General features: G+C 45.2%; 13 protein-coding genes. 10 read left to right on the top strand and 3 right to left on the bottom strand.

What is annotated here, in order from left to right; all coding sequences use genetic code 11:
* Nucleotides 1–26: 26 nt before the first annotated feature.
* The gene (locus tag ACUB3H_RS01390; RefSeq protein ID WP_459128862.1) at nucleotides 27–581 is read right to left on the bottom strand and encodes an SOS response-associated peptidase family protein; all 555 of its coding nucleotides are present in this window, start codon (nucleotides 579–581) and stop codon (nucleotides 27–29) included.
* A complete protein-coding gene (locus ACUB3H_RS01385) occupies nucleotides 581–1564 on the bottom strand; it encodes an NADH:flavin oxidoreductase/NADH oxidase (RefSeq protein WP_459128861.1) in 984 nt (327 codons plus the stop codon). The genes ACUB3H_RS01390 and ACUB3H_RS01385 overlap by 1 nt, the downstream gene beginning before the upstream one ends.
* 46 nt (nucleotides 1565–1610) lie before the next feature.
* Here ACUB3H_RS01385 and ACUB3H_RS01380 point away from each other — a divergent pair, with 46 nt between their 5' ends.
* The 9 genes from ACUB3H_RS01380 to hydF all read left to right on the top strand — a co-directional run bounded on the left by ACUB3H_RS01380 (nucleotide 1611) and on the right by hydF (nucleotide 13180).
* The gene (locus ACUB3H_RS01380) at nucleotides 1611–2915 is read left to right on the top strand and encodes a replication-associated recombination protein A (RefSeq protein WP_459128860.1); all 1305 of its coding nucleotides are present in this window, start codon (nucleotides 1611–1613) and stop codon (nucleotides 2913–2915) included.
* Nucleotides 2894–3262 carry an arsenate reductase family protein gene (locus ACUB3H_RS01375; protein WP_459128859.1) on the top strand — a complete coding sequence of 123 codons (369 nt, stop codon included), beginning with the start codon at nucleotides 2894–2896 and terminating at the stop codon, nucleotides 3260–3262. The genes ACUB3H_RS01380 and ACUB3H_RS01375 overlap by 22 nt, the downstream gene beginning before the upstream one ends.
* Nucleotides 3263–3352: 90 nt before the next feature.
* Nucleotides 3353–3856, top strand: a complete 504-nt coding sequence (gene nuoE / locus ACUB3H_RS01370) for an NADH-quinone oxidoreductase subunit NuoE (protein WP_459128858.1) — start codon at nucleotides 3353–3355, stop codon at nucleotides 3854–3856.
* Entirely contained in the window at nucleotides 3849–5720 is a 1872-nt protein-coding gene (locus ACUB3H_RS01365) for an NADH-ubiquinone oxidoreductase-F iron-sulfur binding region domain-containing protein (RefSeq protein WP_459128857.1), read from the top strand. Before nuoE ends, ACUB3H_RS01365 begins: the two co-directional genes overlap by 8 nt.
* Before the next feature lie 8 nt (nucleotides 5721–5728).
* The gene (locus ACUB3H_RS01360) at nucleotides 5729–9196 is read left to right on the top strand and encodes an FAD-dependent oxidoreductase (RefSeq protein ID WP_459128856.1); all 3468 of its coding nucleotides are present in this window, start codon (nucleotides 5729–5731) and stop codon (nucleotides 9194–9196) included.
* A gap of 142 nt (nucleotides 9197–9338) precedes the next feature.
* On the top strand, nucleotides 9339–9590 hold the full coding sequence (locus ACUB3H_RS01355; protein ID WP_459128855.1) for a TM1266 family iron-only hydrogenase system putative regulator: 252 nt from the start codon (nucleotides 9339–9341) through the stop codon (nucleotides 9588–9590).
* Nucleotides 9587–10612: a [FeFe] hydrogenase H-cluster radical SAM maturase HydE gene (gene hydE / locus ACUB3H_RS01350; RefSeq protein WP_459128854.1), complete on the top strand. Its 1026-nt coding sequence runs from the start codon at nucleotides 9587–9589 to the stop codon at nucleotides 10610–10612. Before ACUB3H_RS01355 ends, hydE begins: the two co-directional genes overlap by 4 nt.
* Nucleotides 10605–12017: a [FeFe] hydrogenase H-cluster radical SAM maturase HydG gene (hydG, locus tag ACUB3H_RS01345; protein ID WP_459128853.1), complete on the top strand. Its 1413-nt coding sequence runs from the start codon at nucleotides 10605–10607 to the stop codon at nucleotides 12015–12017. Before hydE ends, hydG begins: the two co-directional genes overlap by 8 nt.
* Before the next feature lie 8 nt (nucleotides 12018–12025).
* A complete protein-coding gene (gene hydF, locus ACUB3H_RS01340) occupies nucleotides 12026–13180 on the top strand; it encodes a [FeFe] hydrogenase H-cluster maturation GTPase HydF (protein WP_459128852.1) in 1155 nt (384 codons plus the stop codon).
* Here hydF and pdxR read toward each other — a convergent pair.
* On the bottom strand, nucleotides 13175–14542 hold the full coding sequence (pdxR, locus tag ACUB3H_RS01335; protein WP_459128851.1) for a MocR-like pyridoxine biosynthesis transcription factor PdxR: 1368 nt from the start codon (nucleotides 14540–14542) through the stop codon (nucleotides 13175–13177). The two genes, hydF and pdxR, sit on opposite strands and share 6 nt — an antisense overlap.
* A gap of 87 nt (nucleotides 14543–14629) precedes the next feature.
* On the opposite strand from pdxR, the gene pdxS reads away from it, so the two are divergent.
* On the top strand, nucleotides 14630–15487 hold the full coding sequence (gene pdxS, locus ACUB3H_RS01330; protein ID WP_459128850.1) for a pyridoxal 5'-phosphate synthase lyase subunit PdxS: 858 nt from the start codon (nucleotides 14630–14632) through the stop codon (nucleotides 15485–15487).
* The last annotated feature ends 3 nt before the right edge of the window (nucleotides 15488–15490 follow it).

Below are 15490 nucleotides of genomic sequence, written 5' to 3'. Positions count from 1 at the left end.
AGAGAATCCATAGGATTCTCTTTTTTTTAGAATAAACGAAGTTGTTCCGGTGTGACAGCAGTGATGTTCATTTCCTCTTTAAAAGGAACAAGAAGCTCTTTCGCTTCGAGTACATCTCCTAAGAGATACCTTTCGATCGACTCTTCACTGAGTACGACTGGCATCCTCGTATGAATCGGTTGCATTTGTTCATTACTATCTACTGTGATCACGACAAAGGAATCTTCAATGATAATTCCTGCGAGGCTCATGGGAGCTCTCGCTTCCATTCTCATCTTGGTCTTTGTAGGGTTCCATTCGTAGTAAGCGACACAAGGAACGATACAGCGTGACCTCTCAAAGGGGCCTTTAAAGAGTCTCTTTTCTAAGATGGTCTCAGCACGAGCGTTAATGAGAAGCTGTTTCGTTAAAGGATAGCCCCACTTCTTGAATTCCATTCCATTCTTTGTAATCACTGGGAGCGTTTCTGAAGGAAACGCTTCCTTTTCAAGTTCCATATCCTTAATTTGTATAGATTTCAGCGCCTTTTGGTACTTCGATGCAACTTCATTATTAAAAAAGATCTCATAGCGAGCACACATTAGGCTCTCCAGTACATCTTAGGAACGACTTCTTCCTTGATACCAAGCATTCTTGCTGTTTCGTGAAGAAAGAAGGGGTTACGAAGGAGTTCACGACCCATGAAGATGAGGTCTGCCGCGCCTCTTTGAAGTGCTTCTTCCGCTTGATCAAAGGTCGTAATGAGACCTCCACCGATCGTTTTAACACCACAAGAATTTTTAATCTCTTCAGAAAATGGAAGCTGATAACCAGGGTAGAGAGGGATACTCGCTTGAATGTTTCCTCCAGTAGAGATGTCATAGAGATCGGCTTTTAGTTCTTTTACCACAGGATAGAGATCTTTAACCGTAAGTCCACCCTCCCAGTCGGTTGCACTGAGCCTTACGATAATGGGAAGTTTTGTAACACTTCGAATTGCTTCCATTACTTCCTTTAGGAGAAGTCCTCTATCGATTCCATAGCGATCGGTTCTGTGATTCGATAAAGGGGAGAGGAATTCATGCAACAGGTAGCCATGGGCTGCGTGAATTTCAATGGAATCGAACCCTGCTCGCTCTGCTCGAAGGGAAGATTCTTTAAAGCGTTCAATGATTCCTTCAATCTCAGCTTCTGTCAGTTCTTTTGGAATAGGATACGTTTCATCAAAAGGAATGGATGAAGGAGCAACGGTCCAATCCTGAGCACGGCTTTTTCTACCAGCGTGATTTAACTGAATGGCGATCTTCGAACCGAGTGCATGGACTCTTCGTACGAGCTCCTTTAAGCTCGCTTCTTGTTCGTCGTTCCAGAGGCCCAAGCACTGTTCTGTGATCCTTCCTTCCGGGCATACGCCAGTCGCTTCAACGATGATGAGGCCCACGCCACCTAGAGCACGCGCGCTGTAGTGAGCGTAGTGAAGCTCGTTCGCTAAGCCATTTGTGGCGTTATATGTGCACATGGGGGGCATGACGAGTCGATTGTTAACAGAAAGTTTATCTAGTATAATAGGTGTAAATAGTTTCATTGTGACCTCCAAGGGTCTTATACCCTAAGTAAAGTGAGGAAATGTTATGGATTTTTTTGATCTTTTAAGAGAAGAACAGCTTGAAGAAAAACGGCCTCTAGCACAGCGCATGAAGCCTAAAAACCTCGATGAAGTCGTGGGGCAGGCGGATATTTTAGGCCCTGGAAAGCTCCTACGGCGTCTCATTGAAGCCGACCGATTAACCTCGATCATCCTCTACGGCCCCTCAGGGACCGGTAAGACGAGTTTAGCAGTCGTCATAAGTAAAGCTACGAAGAGCGAGTTTCTCTCCTTAAATGCCGTTACAAGCGGTATTAAGGACATTAAAGAAGTGGTAGAGAAAGCGAAGCGCAGCCTAGAGCTCTCAGGAAGACGCACGATCCTCTTTATCGATGAGATTCATCGCTTTAATAAGTCACAGCAGGATGCACTTCTTCCACACGTAGAAGAGGGTATCGTGACGCTCATCGGTGCAACGACCGAAAACCCTTACTTTGAAGTAAATACAGCGCTTCTAAGTCGTTCGATGGTCTTTGAATTAAAAAGGCTAAATGAAGACGATCTCGTATCGCTTCTAGAGCGAGCTTTAAAAGATGATGCGGTATTAAAAAATGAGTCGATCGAAATCTCACCAAAGTGCCTAGCGCTTATCGCAAAAGAGAGTGCGGGGGACGGAAGAAGAGCTTTAAATATCTTAGAGTTAGCCGTTCTAACGACTGAAGCAACAGATGGAAAAAAGGTCCTAACAGAAGAGGTGCTCTCTGAATGCACCCAGACACCTTTTTTAAAGTACGACCGAGATGGTGACTACCACTACGATGTCATCAGTAGCTTTATTAAAAGCGTTCGTGGAAGCGACCCCGATGCTGCACTTTATTATCTTGCCCAGATGTTAAAAAGTGGGGAGGATCCCAAGTTCATCGCAAGGCGCTTAGTGATTCTAGCAGCGGAGGATATAGGTCTTGCTGATCCACAGGCGTTAGTTGTAGCGAATGCTGGCTTTGAAGTCGTAAATAAGATCGGCATGCCAGAAGCGAGAATCGTTCTAAGCGAAGTCGCGCTCTACTTAGCACTGGCGGAGAAGTCCAACTCAGCTTATGTTGCGATCGATGAAGCACTGAGCTTACTCAGTGAATCGGGACAAGCAGACGTTCCCCTTCATCTAAAAGATCAGACCAATAAAAAGCTAAAAGGCATCAATGTCCCTTACAAGTATCCGCACGACACTGAAAAGGGCTACGTGAAGCAAAGTTATCTACCAGAAATCTATAAAGACAAAGTTTTCTATAGACCAAAGACCAATGGGAAAGAAAAGGAGCTAATAAGATTATGGGACGAGAGAAGAAAATAATCACTCAAATCTTTATGCGAAGAAAGAGCCACGACAGTAAAAAGGCAGAGCGCTTCTTTAAAGAGCGAAACGAGCCCGTTCAACTCATCGATCTAGATGACAAGGGAATGAGTCCTGGGGAGTTCGAATCGGTTCTTGAAGAATTTGAGCTCGATGACCTCGTCGATCCCAAAGCACCGAAGGATCTCCTCACTCGCTTTGAGATCGCATCCCACCAGGGTAAAGTCGATCTCCTCTTTGAAGAGCAGCGCTTACTCATCGCTCCCATCGTCCGAAGAGGAAAGAGAGTCTCTGTCGGACATCAAGAAAAGCAATGGATCTCTTGGTTGCAATCGGAACAAAAGTGACGAAAACTTATTGTCATTCTCTAAAAAGGTATAGTCTTTTGAGTGATAAAGGTTTATCATAGTAGTAGCAATAGATAGGAGGAGGATTACATGTGTAATTGCCAAGGACCTAAAGATGACGTCGATGTCTCTTTAGTGGACCCCATCTTAGAGGCGTACGGACACGAAGCAGGAAACACGATCACGATCCTGCAAAAGACGCAAGAGGTATATGGTTACCTCCCATACACCGTGCTCGAACGCATTTCTGAAAAGACAGGTATATCACAAGCGAAACTCTACGGCGTAGCGACTTTTTATGCTCAGTTTCGCATGGCCCCTGCAGGAAAGCACCTCATCATGCTCTGTCAAGGTACAGCTTGCCACGTAAACGGTGCTGATATCGTTCAAGATGCGATCTCAGAAACCCTTAAGATTCAAAATGGCGAGACGACAGAAGATGGACTCTTTAGCCTGCAAATTGTCGCCTGCTTAGGCTGCTGTTCGTTAGCTCCCGTTATGGTCATTGACGGAAAGACGTATGGAAAGCTCGATGGCGACAAGGTAGTAAAGATTCTTGACGACATTCGTAAGAAGGAGGCAGAGAATGAATAGAATCAGCTCATATCAGGAACTGAAAGAAGCCTCCAAACGTTTTCAAGAGCTCATCGATCCGAGAAAGCTTCAAGAAGCTACCACGGGAAGAAGACAGCTTCTCGTCTGTGGCGGTACAGGATGTACTTCATCCGATAGCCTTCTCATTATCGAAGCATTAGAAAAATCGATTAAGGAGCACGGACTTACAGACGTCGATGTCATTAAGGTCGGTTGCTTCGGTTTCTGCGGTCAAGGACCTATCGTAAAGACGATGCCAGATGATGTCTTCTATACGAAGGTAACGCCAGAGGATGCAGAAGAGATCGTAGCTAAACATATGGTTCAAAATGAGCCAGTGGACAGAATCCTCTACGTAGACCCTGAAACGGGTGAACACATTCATGAGCAGCATCTCATGCGCTTCTACGGTAAACAAGTTCGTATTGCACTTCGCCTTTGTGGACTTGCAAACCCTGAAGATATTCGTGAATACATAGCCTTTGGCGGATATCACGCCCTAGGAAAAGCTCTCACTGAAATGACTCCGGAAGAAGTCATTCAGGTTGTAAAAGATAGTGGACTTCGCGGTCGAGGTGGTGGAGGATTCTCTACTGGTATGAAATGGACCTTCGCACGCGCCACAAAATCAAATCCCAAGTACATGATCTGTAATGCCGATGAAGGTGACCCAGGTGCTTTCATGGACCGTTCGATCATGGAAGGTGACCCCAATGCGGTTCTCGAAGCCATGGCCATTGGCGCTTATGCTACAGGAGCAACAGATGGCATCATCTACTGCCGTGCTGAGTATCCTTTAGCCATTAAACGTCTTGAAATTGCCATCAGTCAAGCTCGTGAAGCAGGTCTCTTAGGTAAAGACATCCTTGGAACAGGCTTCAACTTTGACATACATATTAAACCAGGTGCTGGTGCCTTCGTCTGTGGTGAAGAGACAGCTCTCATCGCCTCTCTAGAAGGTGGCAGAGGAATGCCACGCTTAAAGCCACCATTCCCTGCAGTCAAGGGTCTCTTTGAGAAGTCGACGAACATCAATAACGTTGAGACTTTTGCAAACGTTCCCTTTATCATCCTCTACGGAGCAGATAAGTTTAAAGAATACGGAACTCAAAAGAGCGCAGGAACCAAGGTCTTTGCACTCACAGGTAAGTGTAATAACGGTGGTCTCGTTGAAGTTCCTATGGGAACGCCTCTTAGTGACATCATCTTTAACATCGGTGGTGGAATTAAGGACGGAAAAGAATTTAAAGCCGTACAGATGGGTGGACCGAGTGGTGGATGTATTCCAGCAAGTCTCGTAGACACCCCTGTTGACTACGAAAACATTCAAGCTACAGGTGCTATCGTAGGTTCTGGTGGAATGGTCGTCATGGACCAAGATACGTGTATGGTTGAAATGGCACGCTTCTTCTTAGATTTCACCTGCCGTGAATCCTGTGGAAAATGCACCTACTGCCGCTTAGGCACAAAGCGCATGCTCGAGATCTTAACTCGCATTACAAAGGGCGAAGGAAAAGAAGGAGACATTGAACTCCTCGAAGAACTCGCTAATAAGATTAAAGAGGGAAGCCTCTGCGGTCTTGGCCAGACAGCTCCTAACCCTGTACTTACGACGCTTCGCTACTTTAGAGATGAATACGAAGCACACATTAAAGAAAAACGCTGCCCTGCACATCAATGTAAGTCACTCATTTCCTACCACATCACAGACAAGTGTATCGGATGTCACGCTTGCTTCAAGGTCTGCCCAGTCAGTGCGATTAGCGGTCAGGTGAAGAGCAAACACGAGATCGATCCAAACGTTTGTATCAAGTGTGGTCAATGCTATAGAACGTGTCGCTTTAAGGCGATTGAGATCAGATAGGAGGCAGTGTGTCACAGTTTAAAGTAAATATTGATGGCAAAGAACTGATTGCCTATCAAGGTCAAACCATTAAGGAAGTCGCTAGCCAAAACGGCATCGACATTCCAACTCTCTGTTATGATGCAAAGCTCAAGAACTATGCATCGTGTGGACTCTGTGTAGTAGATGTCGAGGGCCTTCCAAAGCCTGTTCGAAGCTGCTCTACTGAGATTCAAGACGGCATGGTCATTCATACGCAGTCAAAACGCGTAAGAGAATCAAGAAAGACAACGCTCGAACTCTTTTTAAGTAACCATACAGGTGACTGTAAGGCTCCTTGTACACTAGGTTGCCCTGACAATGTTGATATTCAAGGCTACGTAGGCCTTACGGGTAACGGTGAATTTGAAGAGGCTCTTCGTCTCATTAAAGAAGATCTTCCGATTCCTGCAAGTATCGGCCGCGTCTGTCCACATCCGTGTCAAACGGCTTGCCGCAGAGGACTCGTTGAGGATGCGATCTCTATCGCTTGGATTAAGCGTTTTGTTGCAGACTTAGACCTTCAAAAGGAAAATCCTTACATTCCAACCATGAAGCCTGATTCAGGTAAACGCGTTGCTATTGTCGGCGGTGGACCTGCAGGACTTTCAGCTGCTTACTTCTTAAGAAGAGCAGGTCACGCAGTAGACCTCTACGAAGCGAATAGTGAATTTGGTGGAATGCTTCAATACGGTATTCCCATGTACCGCTTACCGAAAGACGTCTTAGCAAGTGAAGTAGACATCATCCGAAAAATGGGTGCAAAGCTACATAACAATACACGCCTCGGTAAAGACATCACTTTAGATTATCTCCGTCAGCACTTCGATGCTGTATTCCTCGCAATCGGTGCATGGAGTAGTCAACGCATGAACATCCCAGGAGAGGATCTAGAAGGCGTATACGGTGGTATCAACTTCCTTTATAAATTTGCGAAGAATACCCCGATCCGTACGGGTAAGACAATCGCCGTCATCGGTGGTGGTAACACAGCCATGGACGCAGCCAGAACCTCAATCCGCCTCGGCGCAGAAAAGGTTTACATTCTCTACCGTCGAACAAAAGAAGATATGCCAGCTGTCGACATTGAAATTGAAGAAGCGACAGAAGAAGGCGTTGAATTCCGCTTCCTCCTTTCTCCCGTTGAATTTATCGGAGAGAATGGTCATGTGAAGCAAGTGAAACTCCAAAAGATGCGTCAAGGCGAATCCGACGGCAAGGGAAGAACGAAAGTCGAACCTATCGAGGGCGAATTTGAATATCTCGACATCGACTCCGCTATTCTTTCCATCGGTCAAGTTCCTGTTTTAGACGGAACTGAAGACGTTCAAACCGACGGACGCGGAAACATCGCTGTCGATAAGAGAACCTTCATGACAAACCTCGAAGGCGTCTTCGCTGGTGGTGACGTACTTCCCAATAAGACAAAAATAGCGATTCAAGCCATCGCTGATGCTAAAAATGCTTGTAAAGTGATCGATAGCTACCTCTACGGTAAGATCGAACCTCTACACATTCCATACTTCGTAACGAAGCAGAATGTAAAGAGAGAAGATCTCATGCCGAGAGAAATTCAACCCAAAGCCAAGCACGAAGATCTTCCAGCAGAAGTCAGAAAGCATAGCTTTGAAGAAGTGGCAAAAGGCTTTAAACCTGATCAAGCACGCTACGAAGGAAATCGCTGCTTAGAATGCGGATGTATGGACTTCCATGAGTGCGAACTTTACTCGAGAGCTCAACAATACGACGTCAAGCCAGAACGCTTTGAAGGCGAAAAGAGCACGATCGAGTTTAAAGATGAACATCCATTTATCATCCGTGACCCCAACAAATGTATCCTCTGTGGTATGTGCGTGAGAGTCTGTGATGAAGTGATGAATAACGAAGCACTTGGTCTCACTGCACGTGGCTTTGTGACAGAAGTTCTACCAGCCATGAACAAGCCGCTGTTAGAGACGACATGTATTAGCTGTGGTCAGTGCGTAGCCATCTGCCCAGTCGGTGCCCTTCAAGAAAAACGCCCGATTCATAAGCAAGTTCCATTAAATGGCAAAAAGACCATCAGCGCTTGTACAGGTTGCTCTGTTGGATGTACAGCAGAGATTGAGACCAAGGGATCCATGCTTCTAAGAGCACTTCCAGTACAGGAAGACTCCGTATCCATGGGACTCCTTTGCCGCAATGGACGCTTCGACTTTGAACACTACAACCCAACCGATCGCTTACTGAAAGCTATGATTCGTGTAAACGGTCGTCTTGTAGAATCGAACCTAGAAGATGCCATCATTCAGCTTGCAAGAAAAGCACAGGCAACCCAACTTCTAAACGGTCACGATGCCCTCGGTATCGGTATCGGAGAGCACTTCACGCTAGAAGAAATTATGCTAGCGAAGATGTTAGGTGGCGATGTCCTTCGTACGAAGAACGTCTTTAGCCTAGACTACAACGAAAGCGCTCTTAAGAAAGCGTTTGGTGTCGATGCATCGACTGTTCGTTTAGACGAAATCGAACAGACAGACTTTGTCTTTACAGTTGGAAGTGGTCTCTTTGAAAACTACACCATGGCAGCTCTTCGCTTAAAACGTGCAGTTGAAAATGGTAAGACGCTTGTACAGCTAAGTGCAAAAGCAGACAAGGTTTCAAGCTGGGGAAGACACATTGAAAAGGATGAACGATCCTTCTTAGAAGAGATGGTAAAAGCTCTTCTTGAAAGTGTCGATAGCTCCAAGCTCAATGGATCTGAAGAACTTAATAAACGCCTCGCTTCCGTAAAGGTTAGCGAAGAAGCGAAAGCACTAGCTGAAGAGTATCTAAAGGCAAAACGTGCGATCATCGTCTTCGATAAAGAACGAACCAGCATGGACATTCAAAAGCTCATCGTAGACCTTGCACTTCTCTCGGGTCACATCGGTAAGCCACGTAATGGTATCGTTCAGCTTAAGGATAAGGCAAACGGTCAAGCTATCGCTGACCTTGGTCTTACGACACGTAAGGAAGACATCATTCAAAAGATCATGGATGGAGAGATTAAGGCACTCATTCTCTTTAACCAAGAGCTTCCACTCGAAGCGATCGAAAAGCTTGAATTCCTAGCTGTTCAAACGACCCACATGACAGAGACAGCAAGACACGCCGATGTCGTCATTCCAAGTGCTGTCATGAGCGAGACGAATGGTTTCATCGTAAGCAGTACACGTCGTATTCAGCCTGTAAGAGCAAGCCTACAGCCAAAGCTTGGCGTTACAAACTTCGATCTCATTAAGAAGATCATGCATACGTTTGATCCACAAAGCACGGGTATTACTCGCTTTGGTGTGCTCGAATCATTAAGTAAGATGAATCCAGATTATGAGACGATTCAGCATCACATGGATGAGACACTCTACTGGCCAATCGGAGTCAATGAGCTCTTTGAAGACGGCTTTAGAACAGAAGACAAGCGAGGAAATCTCCTCTAAAAAAGCTTTAAAAACCGGTTTATCAATAGATGAACCGGTTTCTTTTTTGTGTTAAAATACTCCTGTGGACCTGAAGACAAGGAGTATTCCGCGTACAAGGTGTATATCAGGCCCAAAGTGGGCTTTTTTTTGTGGAGAAAAAATGGAAAAACGTATTGCAATCATAGGAATCATTATAGAAGATGTAGAGGCCTCCAAAGAGGTCAATGAAATTCTTCATGCGTACGGCTCTCTCATCGAAGGACGCATGGGACTACCTAGAGTAAAGGGAAATACGAGCGTCATGAGTATCATCTGTCTAGGTTCGACGAATGAAATTTCTGCCTTAAGTGGAAAGCTCGGTCAAGTGAAGCATGTTTCTACAAAGACCCTATACGGAAAGAGCGACGTGTGATTGTAGATCGTTTATTAGGTGGAGAAGTGCTACAAGAAGAGGACTTTCTCTCTTTACTTCAAGAAAAAGAACTTCACTTTAACCTCTTAAAAGAAAAGGCGAGTGAGGTTTCAAGAGCGAGATTTCAAGGGAGAGTCTTTTTAAGAGGACTCTTAGAGATTAGTAGCTTCTGTAAAGAAAACTGCTTCTACTGTGGAATCCGAAGAGACCACAAAGAAACGGTTCGCTATAGACTTACAGAGGATGAGATCCTCTCCCAGTGTGAAAAAGGCTATAGCTTAGGTCTCAGGACCTTTGTGCTACAAGGGGGAGAAGACCCGACTTTTACCGATGAACGTCTACTTCCCATCCTAGAGACCATAAAAACGCGTTTTCCTGAAGCATGTATCACATTAAGCCTAGGCGTCAGAGAAAGAAAGTCGTATGAGAACTTACGAGCGTACGCCGACCGCTATCTACTTCGCTTTGAAAGCATCGATCCCAAGCACTTTTCCATGCTTCACCCAAAGGAGCAGTCGGTAGAACGGCGAATGGAAGCACTCCATGACCTTCGTGATCTCAAGTACCAGGTGGGAACAGGATTTATGGTAGGAACGCCTTTTGAAACCCTAGAACACCTTGCAAAGGATCTTTGCTTTATTCAAAGCTTTCGACCGGAGATGATAGGAATCGGTCCTTTCGTGAGTACGAAAGAGACGCCTTTTTCGAGCTTTTCCTCTGGATCAGTCGAGATGAGCTTATATCTCATAAGCATTTTAAGACTTCTCTTAAAAGATGCCCTCATCCCTGCAACGACTGCCTTAGAGACATTATCGAAGGAGGGGAGGATGCGTGGAATACTGCATGGTGCCAATGTCATCATGCCGAGCATTACGCCATCAAAAGATAGAAAAAGCTATGCAATCTACGACCACAAAGCCTCAAAGACCCTTGAAGAACTTGTACAACTAGAAGATGAATTAAAGAAAATCGGTGCCTTCGTAGACTACTCGCGAGGCGATTATAGGAGCATAAATGTATAACGTAAATAGCTTAAAAGCAGAAGAATTTATTAACCACGAGGAGATCCTAGCTACGATAGAAGACGCAAAGAAACGCCGTAGTCTAGAGGAATATCAAGAGATTCTTAAAAAGGCAAGGGACCTTAGTGGACTAAACCATAGAGATGCTCTCACCTTATTACTTTGTGACGACGAAAACATCTGGGAAGAGATTAAAGGACTCGCGAAGGAGATCAAAGAGAAGCTCTACGGTAAGCGCATCGTGCTCTTCGCACCGCTTTATCTTTCAAACTACTGCATCAATGGCTGTGAGTACTGCCCTTATCACTTTAAAAATAAGCACATCGTAAGAAAAAAGCTCACGGCAAAGGAACTGAAAGAAGAAGCCATTGCACTCATGGACATGGGTCATAAGCGTTTAGCGTTAGAGATGGGAGAGGATCCTATTCATAACACGCTAAGTTACCTTTTAGAGTGCATTGAAGCCCTCTATTCGATTAAGCACAAGAATGGCTCTATTCGAAGAGTCAACGTCAATATCGCAGCGACAACCGTTGAAAACTATAAAGCACTACACGATGCTGGAATCGGAACGTACATTTTATTCCAAGAGACGTATCATAAGAAAAATTATGAAAAGCTTCACCCCACGGGACCTAAGCACAATTACGACTATCATACGGAAGCGATGGATCGTGCGATGGAGGGTGGAATCGACGATGTGGGCCTAGGAGTGCTCTTTGGACTCAATAACTACGCTTATGAGCTCTGTGGCCTCTTAATGCACGCAGAACACCTTGAGGCTCGTTTTGGCGTAGGTCCTCATACGATTAGTGTTCCTAGAATCTGCCCAGCAGACGACATCGACCCGAAGAGCTTTGAAAATGCCCTCGCCGATGACATCTTCTTAAAGCTCATCGCACTCATTCGAATCAGCGTTCCTTATACGGGAATGATCATCTCTACAAGAGAGGGAAAACGTGTGCGTGAAGAAGCGCTAAAGCTAGGAATATCGCAAATTTCTGGCGCATCGAGAACGAGTGTCGGAGGATACTCCACACCGGAAATAAGAGATGAATCGACCGCCCAATTTGACACCTCAGACCAGCGCACGCTCGACGAAATCGTCTACTGGCTCTTAGATAACGGCCACGTGCCGAGCTTCTGTACGGCCTGCTATCGAGAGGGAAGGACGGGTGATGCTTTTATGGAACTTGTAAAGGCTGGACGTATCGGTCACATCTGTGAGCCCAATGCCCTCCTTACATTGAAGGAGTACCTACTAGACTATGCAAGCGAAGAAACGAGAGAGCTTGGAGATCGAATCATAAAAGAAGAACTTCAAAGTCTCGATGAAAAGCTTAGAAAGACGACAGAGAAGTACTTAGTAGATATTGAAAAGGGAAAGCGCGATAAGCACTTTTAGAATGATATATGAATCCATACAGTGAAAGAAAACACATCGGAATCTTCGGCCGTACGAATGTAGGGAAGTCGACGCTACTAAATGACATCGTCGGCGAAGAAGTATCGATTGTAAGTGAAGAAAAGGGAACGACGACAGATGCTGTGAAAAAGCCCTTTGAGCTCGATGGCGTAGGAGCCGTACTCTTTTACGATACAGCAGGCTTCGACGACGAAACGAGTCTAGAGGCTGTAAGAGAAGAGAGATCTTTAAAGCTTTTAAAGAGAGTCGATCTCGCCCTTCTTCTCGTAAGTGATAAAAGAGATGTCGATTACCTCAAAACCTTTCTTAAGGGCGATGAAAAGGTTCTCTTTGTCATTACGAAAAATGAAAAAGAAGAGGCAGAGAAGTTAAAAGAGTATATAGAAAAAGCGACGAATAAGGAAGTAATGAGTTACGACCGCACAAAGGAAGCTCTTAAAGAATTAAGAGCTCTTATGAAAGCGTTTCTTAAAGACGAGGAACGCCTCATCACAGGAGACCTCGTTCAAGCGAATGATATGGTAGTACTCGTCATGCCTCAGGATGACTCGGCTCCTAAAGGACGACTCATTCTACCTCAAGTACAGACGCTGAGAGAGCTATTAGATAGGGAAATCGTCGCTATGAGTACGACGGTGAATAACCTAAGAAAAGCACTCGATAGCCTAAAGGAAGCTCCTAACCTCATTATTACAGACTCTAGAGTCCTTAAAGAGGTCGTAGAGATCGTTCCTAAGGAAGTACCCCTTACGACCTTCTCCGTGCTCTTTTCCTGCTATAAAGGGGATAAGGAGGTCTTTATAAAAGGTGCAGAGTCTATCGATGAACTGACGAATCAATCGAGAGTCCTCATTGCAGAAGCTTGCTCCCATGCCCCAAAAGAAGAGGACATAGGAACAGTAAAAATTCCCGCTCTTCTACGAAAGAGATGGCCAGAGATTGCGATCGACTTTTCGAGAGGCGATGACTTTCCAGAGGACATCTCGAAGTACGATCTCGTCATTCAGTGTGGAAGCTGCATGTTTACGAGAACTCACGTGCTCTCAAGAGTAAAAGAGGTCGAAGAGCGTGGTGTCAAGATGACGAATTACGGCATGGCCATCGCGAAGTTAACCCACGGGTTTGAGCGCTTGACCCTATAGCGACCAAGCTTTCTTTAAGAGATTTAAGGCGTCTTCAAGATCTTCTTCCGAAATGCCAGAATAACCGAAGATAAAGTCTCGATTGTCTTCAATGTAGAACGACTGAGAATAGATTTCTGAGATGGGATAGACCTTAATGCCCATCTCTTCTGCTTTTTTACGGTAAAAGGTGGAGTCTTCCTCACGGTTGAGGTGAAGGACGAGGTGCATCCCTGCATCAAAACCACGAATGCTTACATCCTTACACGTTTTAAAGAAGGCGAGCATCGTATCTCGTTTTCTCTTGTAGCGAAGAGTCATTCGGTTAATGTGTCTCGCAAAGGCTCCTTCTTTCATGAAGCGTGCTAAGACGAGTTGAATCTCAAGCGCCACAGGACAACTATGGTAGCTGAAATTTGCTTCAAAGCGACGCATGAGCTTTTTAGGTAGGAGGAGGTAGTTCGTTCTTAGAGTAGGGGACAAGGACTTAGAAAAACTACCCATGTAGATGACCTTATCGTTAGGGTCAAAGCTCTTTAGAGCAGGAATCGAATAGTTGTCGTAGCGGAAGTCGCTGTCGTAGTCGTCTTCAATGATGTAGCGTTTCTTTTCACCAGCCCATTCTAAGAGCTCAAAGCGTCTCTTTAAAGGCATGATAGTACCCGTAGGAAACTGATGCGAAGGGGAGATACAGGCAATGTCTACAGGAGAGCGTTCGAGCATCGTGATGCTCATTCCCGATTCATCCAATGGGATGGGAATGAAAGACTCCCGGTTGTGCTTAAAGAAGTGACTGAGTGACTCATAGCCAGGGTTTTCTACACCGTAGATCTTAGTAGAACGAAAGAGCTTAAAGAGTACGTGATACATGCTCTCTGTACCGCTAAGGATGAGAAGATCCTCTGCGTCACATTCGATAGCACGTGTATCCTTTAGGTGCTTCTGGATGGCTTCTCGTAGCTCTAGGGTGCCTTTAGGATTCATCGGTTCATCGTAGAGAGAGTCGTCTTCTTGCTGAAGAGCACGAGAGATCTTTTTCCAGTCTTCAGAGGGAAAAGAAGACTTTTCCGTCTGATGGTAGCGAAAGTCATAGAGAAACGATGGCTCTGATCGGTGCTTCTCTTGAACCTCCTCTGGTTCCTTTAGAGGAAGGAGTTCCGTCACAAAGTAACCAGAGCGCTCAACAGAATCGATATAGCCTTCCATCTGTAGCTGTTCATAGGCCGATTGAACTGTATTTAAACTAACCCCTAAGCTCTTTGAAAGAGCACGCTTAGAAGGCAGTTTATCAAAGCTTTTGAGCGTTCCTTTATGGATGTCTTCTTTAATAGCTTTTACAATCTGCTTATAATAAGGCATGTCGTCATTTAAATGTAGTGTCATACGTCCTCCTGGTATCTTAAATTATAACAGATTTGAACCTTACAATGGTACCAGATGAACCGTTAAAATGAGTTCAGGAGGATAGATATGAAGAATAGTAAGGTTATTGAGAGTTTAAGAGGCGGCGTCATCATGGACGTCACCAATGTAGAACAAGCTAAAATTGCAGAAGAAGCTGGTGCTGTAGCAGTTATGGCACTGGAAAGAATTCCAGCAGATATTCGTGCAGCTGGTGGTGTCAGCCGTATGAGCGATCCAGCACTTATCGAATCCATTCAAAAGGCAGTCAAGATTCCAGTAATGGCAAAGGTCAGAATTGGTCACTTTGTAGAAGCTAGAATCCTTGAAGCACTAAACATCGACTGCATCGATGAAAGTGAAGTATTATCTCCAGCAGACGACGTTTACCACGTCGATAAAAATCAATTTGACATTCCTTTCGTATGTGGAGCACGTGACCTAGGAGAAGCTCTCCGTCGCGTTCAAGAAGGTGCTCTCATGCTTCGTACAAAGGGTGAGGCAGGAACAGGTGACGTTGTACAAGCAGTACGTCACATGCGTAAGATCCAAAGAGACATCCGTCGCATTCAATCCATGACAGCAGATGAACTCTACCATGAAGCAAAAGAGCTCGGAGTTAGCTATGACCTTCTAAAGGGCGTTCACGACACAGGAAAGCTCCCAGTCGTTAACTTCGCTGCTGGTGGTGTTGCAACACCTGCTGACGCTGCACTCATGATGGAACTCGGTGCAGAAGGTGTATTCGTTGGTTCTGGTATCTTTAAGTCAGGAGATCCTGAAAAGCGCGCTAAAGCCATCGTACAAGCTGTTAAACATTACAAGGATGGAAAGAAATTAGCTGAGCTCAGTAAGAACCTCGGTGAAGCCATGGTTGGTATCAACGCTGAAGAAATTGAAATCATCATGGAAGAACGTGGAATCTAATAA

The sequence above is a fragment of the Guggenheimella bovis genome, assembly GCF_054492335.1.
This window is presented reverse-complemented; position numbering and strand designations above follow the sequence as displayed.

Excerpts from the sequence above, each read along its gene's own strand:
- ACUB3H_RS01390 (WP_459128862.1), bottom strand. The coding sequence starts at position 581 with ATGTGTGCTCGCTATGAGATCTTTTTTAATAATGAAGTTGCATCGAAG.
- ACUB3H_RS01385 (WP_459128861.1), bottom strand. The coding sequence starts at position 1,564 with ATGAAACTATTTACACCTATTATACTAGATAAACTTTCTGTTAACAAT.
- ACUB3H_RS01380 (WP_459128860.1), top strand. The coding sequence starts at position 1,611 with ATGGATTTTTTTGATCTTTTAAGAGAAGAACAGCTTGAAGAAAAACGG.
- ACUB3H_RS01375 (WP_459128859.1), top strand. The coding sequence starts at position 2,894 with ATGGGACGAGAGAAGAAAATAATCACTCAAATCTTTATGCGAAGAAAG.
- nuoE (WP_459128858.1), top strand. The coding sequence starts at position 3,353 with ATGTGTAATTGCCAAGGACCTAAAGATGACGTCGATGTCTCTTTAGTG.
- ACUB3H_RS01365 (WP_459128857.1), top strand. The coding sequence starts at position 3,849 with ATGAATAGAATCAGCTCATATCAGGAACTGAAAGAAGCCTCCAAACGT.
- ACUB3H_RS01355 (WP_459128855.1), top strand. The coding sequence starts at position 9,339 with ATGGAAAAACGTATTGCAATCATAGGAATCATTATAGAAGATGTAGAG.
- hydG (WP_459128853.1), top strand. The coding sequence starts at position 10,605 with ATGTATAACGTAAATAGCTTAAAAGCAGAAGAATTTATTAACCACGAG.
- hydF (WP_459128852.1), top strand. The coding sequence starts at position 12,026 with ATGAATCCATACAGTGAAAGAAAACACATCGGAATCTTCGGCCGTACG.
- pdxR (WP_459128851.1), bottom strand. The coding sequence starts at position 14,542 with ATGACACTACATTTAAATGACGACATGCCTTATTATAAGCAGATTGTA.
- pdxS (WP_459128850.1), top strand. The coding sequence starts at position 14,630 with ATGAAGAATAGTAAGGTTATTGAGAGTTTAAGAGGCGGCGTCATCATG.